Genomic DNA, 14,731 nt, shown 5'->3' with positions numbered 1-14,731 from the left:
ATGTTACATCGTCACGCTCTGCAATCCAGTGATGTCTATCGGGAGGCCCTCCATGCCGTCCCGCTGGTAGCCCTCGATGGCGTCGTTGACCTCGTGATACCCGAGGACGTCCGCGTCGATGAGTTGGCGGATGATCTCCGCGCGCCGGTCGAGTTCGTCGTATATCTTCCGCGTGTCGTTGTACCCGAGTAGCGTCGCGATCTGCTCCTCGAGGACGTACGAGTTGTTCCGCCCCGTGAACTCGACGTTGTCCTCGCGCGGATCCCAGTTGAACGCCTGGCGCGTGATGACGCCGTCCTCGTAATCGGAGTATCCCTCGATCTCCTGCACCGAGGTGACTCGGCGGAGGACGTCGTCGCCTTGCTTCACGCGGTTCTGGAAGAGCGCGACGTCGCAGTTGTCCATGAACGTCTCCGGGACGTTGATCGGGGCGCCCGTGAACCGCTGGATCATCGAGACGATATCCGACGCGTGGAACGTGAGCATCACGGGGTGGCCCGTCTGGGCGGCCTGGAACGCCATCTGGCCTTCCGCACCACGAACCTCTCCGACGATGATGTAGTCCGGGCGCGACCGGAGTGCGGCCGCGACCAGGTCGAACATGTCGACGTCGCTCGACTCGTCCTCGCCCTGGCCCTCCCTGGTGAGGAGTTGCTGCCACGTGTCGTGGGGTGGGATGACCTCGGCGGTGTCCTCCGCGGTGTATATCTTCGAGTCCTGCGGGATGAACGACAGGCTCGCGTTCAGCGTCGTCGTCTTCCCCGAGGCGGTCTCGCCGACGACGAACACCGTCTGCTCGTTCTCCAGGCAGAGCCAGAGGTACGCCGACAGTTCGGGGGACAGCGTCCCCCACTTCGTGATCTGGAATATCGACAGCGGGATGTCGTCGCCCTGGCGGATGGTGAGCGACGGGCCCTTCACGGAGACGTCGTCGGAGTAGATGATGTTGATACGCGACCCGTCCGGGAGCGTCGAGTCCACGATCGGGTTCGAGTCCGAGATGGGCGAGTCCATCCGTTCGCCCATGTTCCGCAGCCACGTGTTGAACGCGTCCGGGTCCCCGAAGTCGACGTTCGTCTCCACCATCCCGAACGTCCCGTGGTCGATGTTGCACTGGTGCGGCCCGATGACGTGGATGTCCTCGTTCTGCGGGTCCTGCATCACGGGGTTGAGCGGGCCGAGGCCGACGATGTCGCGCTGGAGGTGGTATCGGAGCGCTTCGTACGTGCGCTGGTCGACCGTGACGGACCCGCCGAGCCCACCGGAGAGCGACCCGATGGCGCCACCGACCGACACCACCTCGTCGAGGAGTGCATCCAGGTGCGCCTCGAACTCGTCGTCGTCGTTCGGCGCCGGCCGCGAGACGCTCCGGTCGAGGATGCGTTGGCGCGCCTGCGCGTACACCTCGCGCTGCTGTTCGTCGAGTTGCGGTTCGATACAGTAGTACGTCGTACTCACGCCGAGGTCGCCGTACACCTGCACGAACACCTCGTCACTGATGCGATAGCAGACGTTCGGTCGGTCCGCCTCGTAGTCGCCGACGTTCTCGACGAACAGCGGGTACTCGCCGAACTCCGCGTGGAACTCCGCCAGGTGATTCTGGAGGTGCGGGTAGTCGTCGGCGTGCTCGCGCAACTGCGTCGTCATCCGCTGCGTGCCGTGTTCTGACATAGGTGTGTTAGGCGATCGTCCGGTTCACGATGGTCAGTCCACGCCCCTGCTGGACGTTGAACGCGATCCCGTCGTCAACTGGCTGCTTCATGTTCGAGAACCGGCGGACGCGAACGTTCCGCCGGATCTCCTGTCCGACCTCCTCCGTCTCGATCTGCATGAAGACGTCCGCGGTGCTCCGGATCGGGCGCAGCGCGCGCTCGGTCGTCGCCTCCGGGTCCGCGGTCAGGACGACCGTCTTCCCGCGGCTCGTCATGCCCTGCAGGAACGTGAGGACGCTCTCCATCTCGTGGTCCTCGTCGCCGTGCGCGGCGATCGCGTCGAACCGCGGGTCGTTCCGGAGGAACGCACTGAACGCGTCGACGACGATGACGTCGCCCTGCCAGAGCGTGCTCGGTTCCGTGAGCTTCGACAGGAGTTCGCGGCGGTCGCCGCCGCGGTGCGTGTCCACGTCCGCGTGCAGGAACAGCACCTGCCCGGAGAGCATGTGTTCGACGATGTCGTACGACAGCGAGTGCATCTGCTGCATGAAGTCCGCGGCCGTCAGCTCCGTGGACACGTACGCGATGTACGTGTCCTCCTCGGCCATCCCGTAACACATCCGCTGGGTCCACACGGACTTCCCGGCGCCGTCGACGCCCTCGATGAGCACGAGGCTGCCTTCGGGGATGCCGCCGCCGACGGCGTGATTCACGCGGTCGGTGTCCTCCAGGCCGAGCGAGTAGTGACCGTTCACCTTCATACGTAGAAGGTGAACACCTCCCGGTCGCCGTTGATTACGAGTACGACGCGGTGCTCGCCCGGCGACAGCGACTCGTCGACCTCGAGACGTAGCACCGTTCCCGGCCGCCAGCTCGACCCGTCGAGGACGGTCAGTCCCTGGTCGCTCGCGGGGACGTACTGGCCGTCGACGAGGACGTCGATCTTCCCGGGTTCGTCCGGGAGCGTGTTCGAGCCCGTGTTCTTCACGAGGACGGACACCGTCGCGTTCGGGTCGTCGTACACCGCGCTCGACCCCGGGTCGGAGATGATCTCTATCTCGGTGTCGATGCGTTGCTCGGCGTCGACGCTCCGCGTGTCTATCGCGTTACTCACCTCCGCGACGTTCGTCACCATCGTCCCGGCGACGCTCGCCGCGATGATCATCGCCGCGATGAACAGGATGAGACTGGAGACGGAGCTACTCGCCATCGCGACCACCTCCGCCGTCGACGGTCGCGCTCGATGACGCCTCGCCGTCCTGGCCCCGTCCCAGCGAACTCGTTCGACCGTCCGTGCTATGCGTATTCATATGTCGGTCTCCGTTTCGGCGATCCCGAACTCGGTGACGACCTTCACGCGATCCGGTCGCGTCGACGTCGACACCTCGATGCGCAGCGTCTCGCCGGGCACCCAGATGGTGCGCGAGCCGTCGCCGTCGACGCTCGTCGCGTACCCCTGCCGGTACGCGCCGTCGACGAGCACGTCCGTGTCCGCCACGGACAGCGTCCGCGACCCCGTGTTGTTCACGCGCACCACGAGCGTGTCCGTCGTCGCGTTGTACGTCACGTTCCCCAGGTCGATGTCGGAGTTCCGCTGGGAGAGCCCGCGGTCGCCGCGGTCGTCGACCGCGGTCTGCACGCGCTCGTTCGCGGTACTCATCATCGGGTACGCGGTACTGATCGCTATCAGGACGCCGACGAACAGGACCGCCATCGACCCGCTCGTACTGAAACCCATCCTATAACCCCGTGTCGTCGATGGTCCGCTGGACCGCGTCCAGCTTCATGATGTACTCGTAGCTCTCTGCGTGATCCTCCGCGGTGAGTTCGTTCGGGTCGCGGCTCGGGTCGACGTTCATGTCGAGGTCCGGCCCCGAGATGACGGACTCCAGGTACGCCTTGACTCGTGGACTGATCCACCCGATCTCCTCGTAGTACGCGACCGCGCGGAGCGTCGCCGCCGGCCCCGCCGTCGACACGAGACTCGTCAACCACTCGAAGACGATTATCTCCGTCGCGTACGTGTCCGCGAGCCCGGCGAGCGCGACCGCGTCGGCCGACCGGCCGCCCTCGTGCTCCCGCGAATCGCCGTCGTCGCGCCACGTGCTGGCGTCGCGTCGAGCGTCGTCGAGCTGACTGCGTTGACTCGTCGGTTCCGGGTCGTGTTGACTCATCGATTCCTCGGCCGTCGTCGGTTCGACCTCGATCTCGTTATCGACTGGTTCATCGTCCTGTCTCGCCCCGGCAGCCGCCGCGTCCTCCTCGACGGCGACGGTCCCGCCGTCGTCCGACGCCGCAGCCGCCTCCTCGTCGGCCGCCGCCTCCTCGTCGCCGGCCTCGTCGTACTCCGCGCGGAGGTCGTCCAGGCCGACCGTCGCCGCGTCGTCTTCCGTCGCCTCCGCCTCCGCCTCCGCGTCGTCTTCCTCGCCTTCCTCGTCGTCGGCGTCCGCGCCGTCGACGACCGCCTCCACGACCTCGCCGTCCGGATCCGGTTCCTCGCCGCCGACGACACCGAACCCGTCCGCGTCCGGGTCGGCGTCGCGCGTCGGTCCTTCCATGAACGGATTCACGTCCGCGGTCAACTGGTCGTAGATTCCGAGCAGCTGGCGGACGGTGTCGTTCACCTCGTTCAGTTGCTCGGCGACGTCCTGCTGGGAGCCCTTGATGGTCTCCAGCTCGGACTGGTTCTGCTGCATGCTGCCTTCCATCTCGTCGAGGCGTCCTTCGAGCGCCTCGACTTGCTCCTCCTGGTCGAGTTCCTCGAGCTCGACGTCGAAACTGGACTCGGGCGGACCCGACGCGTCCTCGCTCCCCTGCGCGTCGATCGAGTCGGAGTCGGAGCCACCGCTGGCGTCGTCGCGGCCAGCGCGGTCTTGGCTCCCCTCCGAACTCAGGAAGTCGGCGAGGACGTCTCGAAGTCCCATCTGTGGTGTGATTCGTGGTCGTGATTCGAGCGAGTCTGCCCGAGCGATACCGGATACGCCACCTGTCAGTACCGTACAGATGACTAAAGAAGCGCGCACACCCTCGCTCCGCGTTTCGAGGCGTGAGTCGAGACTCGAATCGGCCAACGAGGGCATACACGTCTTGAATAACCGAACTCGCGTTCACGTACTCGGGGGCACTCCCCCCGTATCTCGTGATGAACCTTCCCGACTCGCCCCGGCGCGGGGCTCGTGGCCGCTCCCGGTCGTCAGCGGACGACCAGCGAGCAGTCCGGCCCTGCGGCCGACGGACGGCCGAGTCGGGGACAGTGCGTCCTCACGCGAGGCCGCACCTGAGTCGGGTACGTTCGTTCACGGATGGTGAACTACCGATGCACGTACCCGAAGCACACGACAGACGCGGTCAAGTCGGTATCGGGACCCTGATCATCTTCATAGCGATGGTCTTGGTCGCAGCCGTCGCGGCAGGTGTCCTCATCAACACGGCGGGGATGCTCGAAGCGAAGGCGTCTGATACCAGTCAGGACTCGCAAGCACAGGTCTCCAATCACATCATCGTCGTCAGCGCGGTCGGTGAAGTCGACACGTCGGCTAAAACCGTCTCGCACCTGAATCTGACGTTGATGAAGGCAGCTGGTGCCGGCGACATGGACCTGGAGAAAGCGTCGTTCGAGTACATCTCGGACAACGCAGCGAAGAGTCTGAAGTCCACGGATTCAGCGGTGACGCTGTGGAACACGGATAACACCTCAGATTCGAAGGTCCTGACCAGCCGAGACGACCGTATCGTATTGCGTATAGACGTCACCGACGCCGACCTCGAAGGCGGCACTGGTCTACAACCCGGTGAGAAGGCAATGATCACGATCGTCACTGCGTCCGGAGCGAAGTCACTATACGGAGTGAACGTCCCGCAGACGATCAGCGACGAAGAGTACGTGAAAGTCTGATGACCGCCGGCGGTGTCCCTCGCGGGCACACGATAGAAAACAACGTATGACCACGAACGAACCCGACACGAACGACACGACGCCCGAACGCGCTCGCAGCGACGGCAGGTCCTCGGAGCGGTCCGGGGGCGTGCTGTCGCCCGACGAGCTCGCGCTCGACGACGACGAGCACGTTCGGCAGCTCGACGACGACCGCTACCTCGTCTCTACTGGCGGGACTGGGTCGTCGGCGAGTGGTGGGCGAGCACGCCAGACCCGCTCCGATGGGGGTCAGGTGGTGACCGACGGGTCGCCGTCGCCTACCGATGCATTAGCGCAGTCGTCCGCTGGGTTCGGAGTCGATTTGGCCGTCAAAACCGAGGCCGGTGTTTCGAGACGTCGGGTAACGTCGAACGACATTCGGGAGGTGTTCACCGAGATGCTACGCTGGTACGCGCTCCAGCTCGATTCGGACGCAGATCCTGCGGAGACGCTCGCGGTGTTGCGGGCAGCCTCCGAGCTAGACTTCTGAGCGTTCCCTGATACTTTCTGGTAGGTTTTCTAACTTGTTAGCGGTTGCGTTCGTTCGAACGAAATCACACGAACCACACGCAGGCAACGATATACGGGAGCCGTTCTGGGTCTCGTTTCGAGACCTGAGTCGCGCGCCGAAACGGCGACCGAACTGATACACCCCTTGATAGTAACCCGGATGCATGCACTATTCGGGGCGCATCCCCACACGACAAAGAATGATAGTGGAAAACCCTACGAACGACGATACCCGCGGTCAGGTCGGCATCGGCACCCTGATCATCTTCATTGCCATGGTGCTGGTCGCCGCGGTCGCAGCCGGCGTACTCATCAACACCGCCGGACTGCTCGAGTCAACCGCCTCCGACACGGGGTCGGACTCGCAAGCACAAGTCTCCAACCAAGTCGACGTGATCAGCGCCATCGGGCACGACAACGACACCGACGGCACCGTCGAACGGCTCAACTTCACCATCAAGAAGTCCGCCGGGTCCAGCAACATCGACCTGGAGAACCTCACGGTGAACTACCAGTCCGACGCCGCGTCCCAGACGCTCAACTTCACGAGCGGGGACGCCAACGCCGTCCAGTTCAACACGACGGAACTCACGGGCGACGGTGACAACGTCCTCGACGACACGGACGAGCGGTTCATCGTGACCGTCAGCGCCCAGACGATCGAATCCGGACTCAGCGAAGGTGGCGAAGCAACCGTCACGTTCGTCGACCAGTCCGGTGCGTCGACGATCTACGGCGTCAACGTCCCAGACACCATCAGCGGTGAAGAGTACGTGAGCGTGTAACAATGTTCGATGCAATCGATACCAACGAACGCGGTCAAGTCGGCATCGGCACCCTGATCATCTTCATCGCGATGGTGCTGGTCGCCGCGGTCGCAGCCGGCGTGCTCATCAACACGGCAGGCCTGCTCGAGTCCACGGCCTCCGACACGGGGCAGGACTCGCAAGCCCAGGTCTCCAACCAGCTCACGGTCGTGAGCGCATCCGGGCACATCGACAGCGGGAACGTCTCCTCGCTGAACTTCACGGTCATGAAGTCCTCGGGGTCGGGCGACATCGACCTCTCGGCGGCGACGGTGCAACTCAAGACCGACGAGGTCTCGAAGACGCTGACGTTCGCCAACGACACCGCTGCGGGCGCGAGGACGTTCGCCGTCTACGAGATCAACGACACGGACATCAACAACCCGCTGCACGACGGTCCGGACGGCGCGTCCGTCGTCCTCGACAGCAGCTCCGACCGGCGGGTCGTCCGTATCGACCTGAATACGATGAACAACCAGCTCGCGGAACTCCAGGAGGGCGAGGAGGCGACGGTCACGTTCGTCGACCAGTCCGGTGCGTCGACGATCTACGGTGTGAACGTCCCGAACACGATCAGCGACGAGACCACGGTCGCGGTCTGACGCACACCTTCGACCCGGTATCGGCCGGGTGAGCTCGTCCCCGGGCGCATCCCGCTCCGGCGTTGACGCCGGGGATGCGCCGGTGGCACGCGGCAGGATGTGTGCGCCGCTGGCAGCGCGTCTGGCGCCGGCCGGATGCGCTCGTGGACTCGCCATCCGAACAACGGAATGATAGTGGCGAACCCAGTTCGAGGCACGACACACCGACGCCGTCACGCACGCACGTGACGCGGCGTGAACCCAGGAGGCTCACGCCACGTCGGTCCGGTACGCACGAACGATCGAGGAATCGCGAACGACCATACGCTTCGGCGTATCCCACATCGGTAGGCAACCCGAGTCGGCCCGCAACGAGCCGGCTCACAGTTCACCCAACGCGCGGGCCACGGTCGCGTGACGACGCGACCACGGCCCACCTCGCGGTTTTCTTTCGACGCTACGCTCGACAGCGACGGTTCGCGGTCTCGACGCCAGTCGCTCCGCGGCGGCGTCTCCCAGTGCGAGCGCGGGGAACACGCGGAGTTTTTCAGCCTCGACCGTCGAGTACGTTCCATGACCGACGTCAGCGCGCGCCGGGAGGCGTTCCTCGCCGGTGACCGACCGGACGACGTGGCGATCTACCTCGCGGACGACTACGTGGACGACCTCGGGCGCCTGGAGAAGTACGGCGTCCGCACCGCCGACGGTATCGTCATCGTCGTCGACGGCGAGAGCGGCCGGAACGCGTTCCACGCCGCCACGGGGATGGACGCGATGAACTTCGCGCAGGGCGCGATGGGGACCGAGAGCCCGATCGAGCACGACCTCACGACCGGCGAGTGCCCGGACGCCGAGGACGACCCCGACGTCGAGCACGTCGTCGAGTTCGTGTTCGCGTTCAGCGAGGACGAGAAGGACGAGGAGGAGTTCGACGGCCTCTACACCGAAGGCGACGTCGTGCACGCGTACGCCCACTGCGCGTGCGGGACGTCGTACTCGGACAAGTGGCTCGCCGCCGACGACTGACGGACTTCTGGTCGTTCGCCACGCGAACGCGGCTCAGAACGTGACGTCGCTGCTGTCGACGACCTCGCCGAACAGCCAGTCGGCGTGCTCGAGCGCGTACTCCTTGTGGTCGGCTTCTATCGCGCCGATGGCGTCCTCGACCATGACGGGCCGGTAATCTCGGAGGCCCGCGGACCCCGCGGTATGGAGGACGCAGACGTTCGCCAAGGTCCCACAGAACAGGAGGTCGTCGATGCCGCGCGCCGACAACCAGCCGTCGAGTTCGGTGTCGTGGAACGCGTCGTACGTGTGCTTCTCGACGACGTGGTCGTCGTCGTGGACGTCGAGTTCGTCGACGACTTGGGCGTCCCAGGAGCCCTCGAGGACGTGCTCGCCCCACTGCTCGAACTCGTCGTAGTAGTGCGCGTCCGCGAACTGCTCGGGCGGGTGGACGTCGCGCGTGAACACCACGCGAACGCCGGCGTCGTGCGCGCGGTCGACGAGTTCGGCGACCGGGTCGACGGCGTCCTCGCTCCCGGGTGCGTACAGGCTTCCGTCCGGATGACAGAACCCGTTCTGCATGTCCACCACGACGAGCGCTGCGGAATCCGAATCTGCGTGCATACGTGAACGTCGGCTCGCCGCCCTCCTAATCCTTCGGCTCCACCTCGTCGACCACGACCCGACGAGTCGCGTCGGACACGACGACGCCACGGTCGGCCACCAGCACCCGGGTCGCTTCGACCGGGCGTTTCTTTAATTCGTAGCCCCCGATGATAGCCATGAAGCGACTGGCAACCGTCCTCGTGGTCCTCGCGGTCGTCCTCGCCGGCTGTAACGCCCCAGCTGGCCCCGGAACGACGACCGGCGGCGCGACCGAAGCGACCACAGTCCCCGAGACGACCAGTACCCCGCCAACCACGACGACCACCGACGATAGCGACGACGCACCCCCCGACCCGAGCGAGGACGTCATCGGGTGGGAGGACGGCGTGTGGGCGAACGAATCCATCGACGTCGACCAGTCCGACGGCCTCACCGACGAAGAGATCGAGGTGTTCGTCTCCCGCGCGATGGCGCGCGTCGAAGTCATCCGGAACAAGGAGTTCAAGGAACGCGTCCCCGTGGACGTCATCCCGCGCAGCGAGTACGCGAACCAGTCCAGTAACTCCGGGACGCCGAAAGTGCAGTCCGACTGGAACAATCAGGTCTGGGAGGCACTGTTCATCTCCAGCGAAGAGAAGAACGTCACCGACCAGATATCGCAGTTCTACTCCTCGGGCGTCGGCGGCTACTACAGTCCGAGCGAGGACGCCATCGTCATCATCTCCGACAACCCCGACACGCCAGTCATCAGTAACGCGACGCTCGTACACGAACTCCAGCACGCCCTCCAGGACCAGTACTTCGACCTCACGCAAGCGAAGTACGCCGCGCCGACCCAGGACGGGAACCTCGCGGGTGACGGCGTCATCGAAGGTGACGCGAACTACGTCGAGTACGTGTACGAGGACTACTGCATCAACGGCACGTGGGACTGCGTCGCCACGCCGTCCTCCGGCGGTGGCGGTGGCGAGTTCAACTTCGGAATCTACGTCACCATCTTCAATCCCTACGCGGACGGCCCGAACTACATCGACCGCCTGAAGCAAGCCGGTGGCTGGGACCTCGTCGACGAGGTCATCCGGAACCCGCCCGCGTCGACGGAGACGGTCATCCACGCACGGACGCCGGACGAGGCGGAGCAGCCCGCGACCATCGAGTACGAGAACACCGCGACCGACGGCTGGGAGACGTTCCCCGGCCAGGGCGTCGACGGGTACGATACCGTCGGCGAGGTGTCGATCTACTCGATGTTCTGGTACGCGTCGTACCCCGAGCGCGCCGGTGGTCTCGGCCAGGACATCGTCGACTGGCGTGCGCTCCTCAGCGCCGAGGGCGAGTTCGACCGCTACAACTACAGCGCCCCGCCGTCGGACGGCTGGGCGGGCGACCGCGTGTACCCGTACACGTCCCCGAACAGCGACGAGGACGGGTACGTGTGGGTGACCGAGTGGGACACCGAGCGGGACGCCGAACAGTTCCGGGCGGCGTACCTCGAACTCCTGAGTGGTCTCGGCGCGGAACAGGTCGACGAGAACACGTGGCGCGTGCCGAGTGGCGCGTACGCCGACGCGTTCCGCGTCGTCATCGACGGGAAGCGCGTCGTCGTCGTGAACGGGCCGGACGTCGACGCGGTCGACGCCCTCAAACCCGAGTACGCGTCCGGGTCGACGAACGCGACCGCGTCGACGAACGCCGTCGCGGTCCTCGCCTGAGGTCGGTTCGCGAGGCGGTCGAGTCCCGCGTGAACGCGCGACCGACCGCGACCGCTCGCAACACTCCTTTTACACCGTCGCCGCCAAGTGCACGTGATGCGTCGAGTCCTCGTCGCTGTCGCGCTCGTCACCGTCCTCGCGCTCACCGGCTGTTCGGCGTTCCTCGACGTCGGCGGCATCGATGAACCCGAGTCGAACCGCCCGGACCCGAGCGAGGACGTCCTCGGCTGGGAGGACGGCTACTGGTGGAACGACTCGGTCGCCGTCACCGCGAGCGACGGCCTGTCGAAGGCGGAACTCGAGGTGGTGAGTGCGCGCATGATGGCGCGCATCGAGCGCATCCGCGGCCACGAGTTCACCGAGGACGTCGAAGTGCGAGTCCTCTCTCGCGAGGAGTACCGCTCGGGCGGGAGCGACGACCCCGAGGGGTCACCGACCGAGGAGCAGCTCTGGGAGGCGACGTTCGTCGTCGGCGAGGACGCGGGCGTTGCAGCGGCGTTCGACGAACTGTACGGGTCCGCCGTCCAGGGGTACTACACGAACGGCCGGATCGTCGTCATCGGGAGCGGCGCGGACCTCGGTATCTCGCGGGCGACGCTCGTGCACGAACTCGAGCACGCACTCCAGGACCAGCAGTTGACGCTGCGCGTGGACGGTCGAACGCGTGACGCGACGCTCGCCGGCCGCGGTATCGTCGAGGGTGATGCGAACTACGTCGAGTACCTGTACGAGCAGCGGTGCGCGAACGGGACGTACGACTGCGTCGACGTGCCCGAGAGCGGCGGTGGGGCGCCCGCGGAGTACAACCGCGGGTTGTTCGCGTCGACGTTCGTCCCGTACGCGGAAGGGTCGACGTTCGTCGCGGCGATCCACGAACGCGGCGGCTGGGACGCCGTCGACGCCGTGTTCGAAGCGCAACCCGAGAGCACCGAACAGGTCATCCACCCCGAGGCATATCCCGACGAACGCCCCGACGAGGTCGACGTCGAAGACCGGTCGAACGCGGACTGGAACCCTGTCGGAAGCCCGCAGGTCGTCGGCGAGGCGACCGCGTACGCGATGTTCTGGTACAACGGCCAGATACCGAACGACCACTACGCGAGCAACGACGACCCGTTGTCGCGGTTCACGTACGACCACCCCGTCACGGCGGGGTGGGGTGGCGACCAGCTGGTCGCGTACGAGAACGACGGCGCGTACGGCTACGTTTGGCGGACGACGTGGGACAGCGACGCGGACGCTCGCGAGTTCGCGGACGCGTACCGCGACCTCCTCGCGTCGAAGGACGCGACCGCTCGAGGTGACGGCGTGTTCGTCGTTCGCGAGGGCGCGTTCGCGGACGCGTTCCGCGTCGTCCGCACTGGCGACACCGTCCTCGTCGTGAACGCGCCGACCGTCGACGCACTCGACGGCGTGCACGAACCGCGGAATCGGGCACTCGACGGCGTGCACGAACGCCGCGATCGGGCAGTCGCGCGCGCCGGGACCGACTCGCTTTTCGGCGGGCCGCTCGAAGCCGGCGTATGAGCGAGACGTTCGACACGATTCCCGACGATGCGGTGCTGTCGGGGCGGGCGACGGACGCGTACTTCGACCGGACGGTCGAAGCACTCGAAGGTGCTGGCCGGAACCCGCACGTGGTCGCGGAGGTGACGGCGGACCAGTTCCCGGACGGCGAGTTCGAGGTGTTCGCGGGCGTGAAAGACGCGGCGGCGCTCCTCGAAGGACGCGACCTCGACGTGCACGCACTCCGCGAAGGCCGCGCGTTCGACGGCGGGCCCGTGATGCGTATCGCGGGCGACTACCTCGAGTTCGCACGCCTGGAGACGTCGCTCCTCGGGTACCTGTCGCACGCGAGCGGGTTCGCGTCCGCGGCGCTGCACGCGCGCCGGGCGGCGCCCGACTCGAACGTCCTGAGCTTCGGTGCACGCCACGTGCACCCGAGTATCGCGGCGGTCGTCGAACGGAGCGCGCTCCTGGCGGGCCTGGACGGGTTCAGTCACGTCGCCGCGGGCGACGTCCTCGGCCGGGAGGCGAGCGGGACGATGCCCCACGCCCTCATGTTGTGCTTCGGGCGCGGGAACCAGGAGGCTGCGTGGCGCGCGTTCGACGACGCGGCGCCCGCGGACGTTCCACGGGTCGCGCTCTGTGACACGTTCACCGACGAGAAGGACGAGGTGCTGCGTGCGGTCGACGCGCTCGGCGACGACCTCGACGGCGTCCGCCTCGACACCACGGGCAGTCGCCGCGGCGACTTCGAGCACATCGTCCGCGAGGTCCAGTGGGCGCTCGACGTACGCGGCCACGAGGACGTCGACGTCTTCGTCTCCGGCGGCCTCGGCCCCGAGGAGCTACGCGACCTCCGGCGCGTCGTGGACGGGTTCGGCGTCGGGAGCGCCATCACGGACGCGAACCCCGTGGACTTCGCGCTCGACATCGTCGCGGTGGACGGCGACCCGGTCGCGAAACGCGGGAAGCTCGGCGGCGTCAAACAGGTGTACCGCACCGCGGACGGCGCGCATCACGTCGGGCTCGCCGACCGACCCGGCCCCACGGACGGCACGCCGCTGCTGGAACCACTTCTCAAGGACGGCGAACTCGTCCGCGAGTTCGACCTCGCGGACGCGACCGACCGCTGTCTCGCCGACGCCCGCCGCGTCGACTACTGACGCGTCGCTCGTAGCGATTGCTGCAGTCAGGGGGCGAGCAGGCGACTCGTTGCTAGCGGTGGCGTCGACGCGAGTCGCACTCCCGCCTGGACGTCGACGCACCCACGCGTCGGGCACGCCGACCGTCGCCGCGGCTCCGTACTTCAAATCTCGCTCCAGAACCAGCTCGCGGTGCGTCGAGGTCGCTAGCGGAGTTCCTGAACGCTCCCGTTGGGTTCGCGCTCGCGGAACACTTGCCCGTCGAACAGCGTCACCATGACGTCCTCGCGTTCGTACGCGTTCGGCGCCAGGCCGGCCTTCCGGCAGACGCGCGCGAGGTACTCCTCGGCGCTCCAGCCGTGCTCGAGGGGGACGGTCGGGTACAGCCACCCGGACTCGGTGCCGGTATCGATCGCCGCGCCGTGGCGCCCGATCTCGATGTCCGCGACCGGGTCGTCCGTGAGGACGACGTTGTTCACGTAGCACAGCGAGACGGTGAGGTTGTCGAGCTCGGAGGGCGTGATCTCGGAGCCACACGAGTCCTCGCTCGCCGCCTTGATGGCGGCGTCCACGATGACGTGCCCGACGCGTTCGTCGCTCTCGTAGCCGCCCGCGCACCCACGGAGGCTCCCGCGGCCGCGAGTGGATTCCAGGCGGACGAACGCGCCAGTTCGCTCGTAGAAGGCGTCACGCATACTCCCCGGTTGTTCGCGCTGCCCGTTGACGACGAACGACTCGACGGCCTCACGAGCGAGTTCGACCGCTCGTGCACCGTCATCGTACGAGAAACTGGCGGTTGTCGCCTTCGACATACACGTATTACCGGGAGGAACGCTCTTGAACGCTTTCGTTTCGACTCGACCGGTCACCGCAGGAGTTAACCACGCCAGTGGTCTACGTCGAGTCGGTAGAGAGAGCCCGGCCACCGCTGCCCCTCCGGGGCGAGCGAGGAAAGTCCCCCCACCGTCCGGGCAGGCGACTGGACGCAAGTCCAGAGCGGGAGACCGCTGGCGCTGGAACAGAAACGACACCCCGTACCGCGAGCGATGAGGCGCGAGCGGTGACGCGAGTCACCGCTCGGCGCGAACGGCGCGAGCCGTGAGCGTGCGAACCGACCCGTGAGGGGAGGGAGCTAACCCGCCGAGCCGAGACCGGTGCGAACGGATGGAACGGCGAATCCTCGCCGGTGCAAGTCCACACCACAAGGTAGCCCGGACGCGGATGTGGACGCTCAGCCGAATGCCGGGCCGAACAGAAGGGGGCTTACTCCTCTCAACCACAACCGTTCGTCGAGC

At 66.5% G+C, this 14,731-nt stretch carries 16 protein-coding genes and 1 other RNA gene; 9 read left to right on the top strand and 8 right to left on the bottom strand.

Annotation, left to right across the window (positions count from 1 at the left end):
* Positions 1-3: 3 nt before the first annotated feature.
* The 5 genes from ACZ48X_RS10945 to ACZ48X_RS10925 form a co-directional block, all read right to left on the bottom strand.
* Positions 4-1,671 (bottom strand): type II/IV secretion system ATPase subunit, encoded by a 1,668-nt coding sequence (locus ACZ48X_RS10945; protein WP_336351070.1) that lies wholly within the window; start codon positions 1,669-1,671, stop codon positions 4-6.
* A 7-nt stretch (positions 1,672-1,678) separates the two neighbouring features.
* Positions 1,679-2,413: an archaellum protein ArlH gene (arlH, locus tag ACZ48X_RS10940; protein WP_336351069.1), complete on the bottom strand. Its 735-nt coding sequence runs from the start codon at positions 2,411-2,413 to the stop codon at positions 1,679-1,681.
* Complete coding sequence (arlG, locus tag ACZ48X_RS10935; protein WP_336351068.1) at positions 2,410-2,862, bottom strand: archaellum stator protein ArlG; 453 nt, start codon at positions 2,860-2,862, stop codon at positions 2,410-2,412. The genes arlH and arlG overlap by 4 nt, the downstream gene beginning before the upstream one ends.
* 96 nt (positions 2,863-2,958) lie before the next feature.
* Entirely contained in the window at positions 2,959-3,390 is a 432-nt protein-coding gene (gene arlF / locus ACZ48X_RS10930; protein WP_336351067.1) for an archaellum stator protein ArlF, read from the bottom strand.
* Between the two features lies 1 nt (position 3,391).
* Positions 3,392-4,576, bottom strand: a complete 1,185-nt coding sequence (locus tag ACZ48X_RS10925; RefSeq protein ID WP_336351066.1) for a FlaD/FlaE family flagellar protein — start codon at positions 4,574-4,576, stop codon at positions 3,392-3,394.
* A gap of 392 nt (positions 4,577-4,968) precedes the next feature.
* On the opposite strand from ACZ48X_RS10925, the gene ACZ48X_RS10920 reads away from it, so the two are divergent.
* The 5 genes from ACZ48X_RS10920 (at position 4,969) to ACZ48X_RS10900 (ending at position 8,491) form a co-directional block, all read left to right on the top strand.
* Complete coding sequence (locus tag ACZ48X_RS10920; protein WP_336351065.1) at positions 4,969-5,547, top strand: archaellin/type IV pilin N-terminal domain-containing protein; 579 nt, start codon at positions 4,969-4,971, stop codon at positions 5,545-5,547.
* A 46-nt stretch (positions 5,548-5,593) separates the two neighbouring features.
* Entirely contained in the window at positions 5,594-6,058 is a 465-nt protein-coding gene (locus tag ACZ48X_RS10915; RefSeq protein WP_336351064.1) for a DUF7500 family protein, read from the top strand.
* Between the two features lie 220 nt (positions 6,059-6,278).
* Positions 6,279-6,863: an archaellin/type IV pilin N-terminal domain-containing protein gene (locus ACZ48X_RS10910; protein WP_336351063.1), complete on the top strand. Its 585-nt coding sequence runs from the start codon at positions 6,279-6,281 to the stop codon at positions 6,861-6,863.
* Between the two features lie 2 nt (positions 6,864-6,865).
* A complete protein-coding gene (locus tag ACZ48X_RS10905; protein WP_336351062.1) occupies positions 6,866-7,486 on the top strand; it encodes an archaellin/type IV pilin N-terminal domain-containing protein in 621 nt (206 codons plus the stop codon).
* A gap of 552 nt (positions 7,487-8,038) precedes the next feature.
* Positions 8,039-8,491, top strand: a complete 453-nt coding sequence (locus ACZ48X_RS10900; RefSeq protein ID WP_336351061.1) for a DUF5807 family protein — start codon at positions 8,039-8,041, stop codon at positions 8,489-8,491.
* A 33-nt stretch (positions 8,492-8,524) separates the two neighbouring features.
* Here the strand turns inward: ACZ48X_RS10900 and ACZ48X_RS10895 are convergent, their stop codons facing one another.
* The gene (locus ACZ48X_RS10895) at positions 8,525-9,094 is read right to left on the bottom strand and encodes a cysteine hydrolase family protein (RefSeq protein ID WP_336351060.1); all 570 of its coding nucleotides are present in this window, start codon (positions 9,092-9,094) and stop codon (positions 8,525-8,527) included.
* A gap of 25 nt (positions 9,095-9,119) precedes the next feature.
* A complete protein-coding gene (locus tag ACZ48X_RS10890) occupies positions 9,120-9,254 on the bottom strand; it encodes a hypothetical protein (protein ID WP_336351059.1) in 135 nt (44 codons plus the stop codon).
* Here ACZ48X_RS10890 and ACZ48X_RS10885 point away from each other — a divergent pair.
* From ACZ48X_RS10885 to ACZ48X_RS10875, 3 genes are all read left to right on the top strand, one after another.
* Positions 9,244-10,788, top strand: coding sequence for an Hvo_1808 family surface protein (locus ACZ48X_RS10885; protein WP_379762489.1), 1,545 nt, complete (start codon positions 9,244-9,246; stop codon positions 10,786-10,788). The two genes, ACZ48X_RS10890 and ACZ48X_RS10885, sit on opposite strands and share 11 nt — an antisense overlap.
* Positions 10,789-10,884: 96 nt before the next feature.
* A complete protein-coding gene (locus tag ACZ48X_RS10880; RefSeq protein WP_336351057.1) occupies positions 10,885-12,315 on the top strand; it encodes an Hvo_1808 family surface protein in 1,431 nt (476 codons plus the stop codon).
* The gene (locus ACZ48X_RS10875; protein ID WP_336351056.1) at positions 12,312-13,457 is read left to right on the top strand and encodes a nicotinate phosphoribosyltransferase; all 1,146 of its coding nucleotides are present in this window, start codon (positions 12,312-12,314) and stop codon (positions 13,455-13,457) included. The genes ACZ48X_RS10880 and ACZ48X_RS10875 overlap by 4 nt, the downstream gene beginning before the upstream one ends.
* Before the next feature lie 185 nt (positions 13,458-13,642).
* On the opposite strand, the gene ACZ48X_RS10870 is transcribed toward ACZ48X_RS10875, so the two are convergent.
* Positions 13,643-14,248: a TIGR00296 family protein gene (locus ACZ48X_RS10870; RefSeq protein ID WP_336351055.1), complete on the bottom strand. Its 606-nt coding sequence runs from the start codon at positions 14,246-14,248 to the stop codon at positions 13,643-13,645.
* Between the two features lie 94 nt (positions 14,249-14,342).
* On the opposite strand from ACZ48X_RS10870, the gene rnpB reads away from it, so the two are divergent.
* Positions 14,343-14,714, top strand: an RNA gene (gene rnpB, locus ACZ48X_RS10865) — RNase P RNA component.
* Positions 14,715-14,731 lie beyond the last annotated feature (17 nt).

The sequence above is a fragment of the Halorubellus litoreus genome (genome assembly GCF_055378595.1).
Note: the sequence above shows the minus strand (reverse complement) of the source record. Positions and strands in the feature narration are given on the sequence as shown.

Coding starts and splice junctions, on each gene's coding strand:
- ACZ48X_RS10945 (WP_336351070.1), bottom strand. CDS start 1,671: ATGTCAGAACACGGCACGCAGCGGATGACGACGCAGTTGCGCGAGCAC.
- arlH (WP_336351069.1), bottom strand. CDS start 2,413: ATGAAGGTGAACGGTCACTACTCGCTCGGCCTGGAGGACACCGACCGC.
- arlG (WP_336351068.1), bottom strand. CDS start 2,862: ATGGCGAGTAGCTCCGTCTCCAGTCTCATCCTGTTCATCGCGGCGATG.
- arlF (WP_336351067.1), bottom strand. CDS start 3,390: ATGGGTTTCAGTACGAGCGGGTCGATGGCGGTCCTGTTCGTCGGCGTC.
- ACZ48X_RS10925 (WP_336351066.1), bottom strand. CDS start 4,576: ATGGGACTTCGAGACGTCCTCGCCGACTTCCTGAGTTCGGAGGGGAGC.
- ACZ48X_RS10920 (WP_336351065.1), top strand. CDS start 4,969: ATGCACGTACCCGAAGCACACGACAGACGCGGTCAAGTCGGTATCGGG.
- ACZ48X_RS10915 (WP_336351064.1), top strand. CDS start 5,594: ATGACCACGAACGAACCCGACACGAACGACACGACGCCCGAACGCGCT.
- ACZ48X_RS10910 (WP_336351063.1), top strand. CDS start 6,279: ATGATAGTGGAAAACCCTACGAACGACGATACCCGCGGTCAGGTCGGC.
- ACZ48X_RS10905 (WP_336351062.1), top strand. CDS start 6,866: ATGTTCGATGCAATCGATACCAACGAACGCGGTCAAGTCGGCATCGGC.
- ACZ48X_RS10900 (WP_336351061.1), top strand. CDS start 8,039: ATGACCGACGTCAGCGCGCGCCGGGAGGCGTTCCTCGCCGGTGACCGA.
- ACZ48X_RS10895 (WP_336351060.1), bottom strand. CDS start 9,094: ATGCACGCAGATTCGGATTCCGCAGCGCTCGTCGTGGTGGACATGCAG.
- ACZ48X_RS10885 (WP_379762489.1), top strand. CDS start 9,244: ATGATAGCCATGAAGCGACTGGCAACCGTCCTCGTGGTCCTCGCGGTC.
- ACZ48X_RS10890 (WP_336351059.1), bottom strand. CDS start 9,254: ATGGCTATCATCGGGGGCTACGAATTAAAGAAACGCCCGGTCGAAGCG.
- ACZ48X_RS10880 (WP_336351057.1), top strand. CDS start 10,885: ATGCGTCGAGTCCTCGTCGCTGTCGCGCTCGTCACCGTCCTCGCGCTC.
- ACZ48X_RS10875 (WP_336351056.1), top strand. CDS start 12,312: ATGAGCGAGACGTTCGACACGATTCCCGACGATGCGGTGCTGTCGGGG.
- ACZ48X_RS10870 (WP_336351055.1), bottom strand. CDS start 14,248: ATGTCGAAGGCGACAACCGCCAGTTTCTCGTACGATGACGGTGCACGA.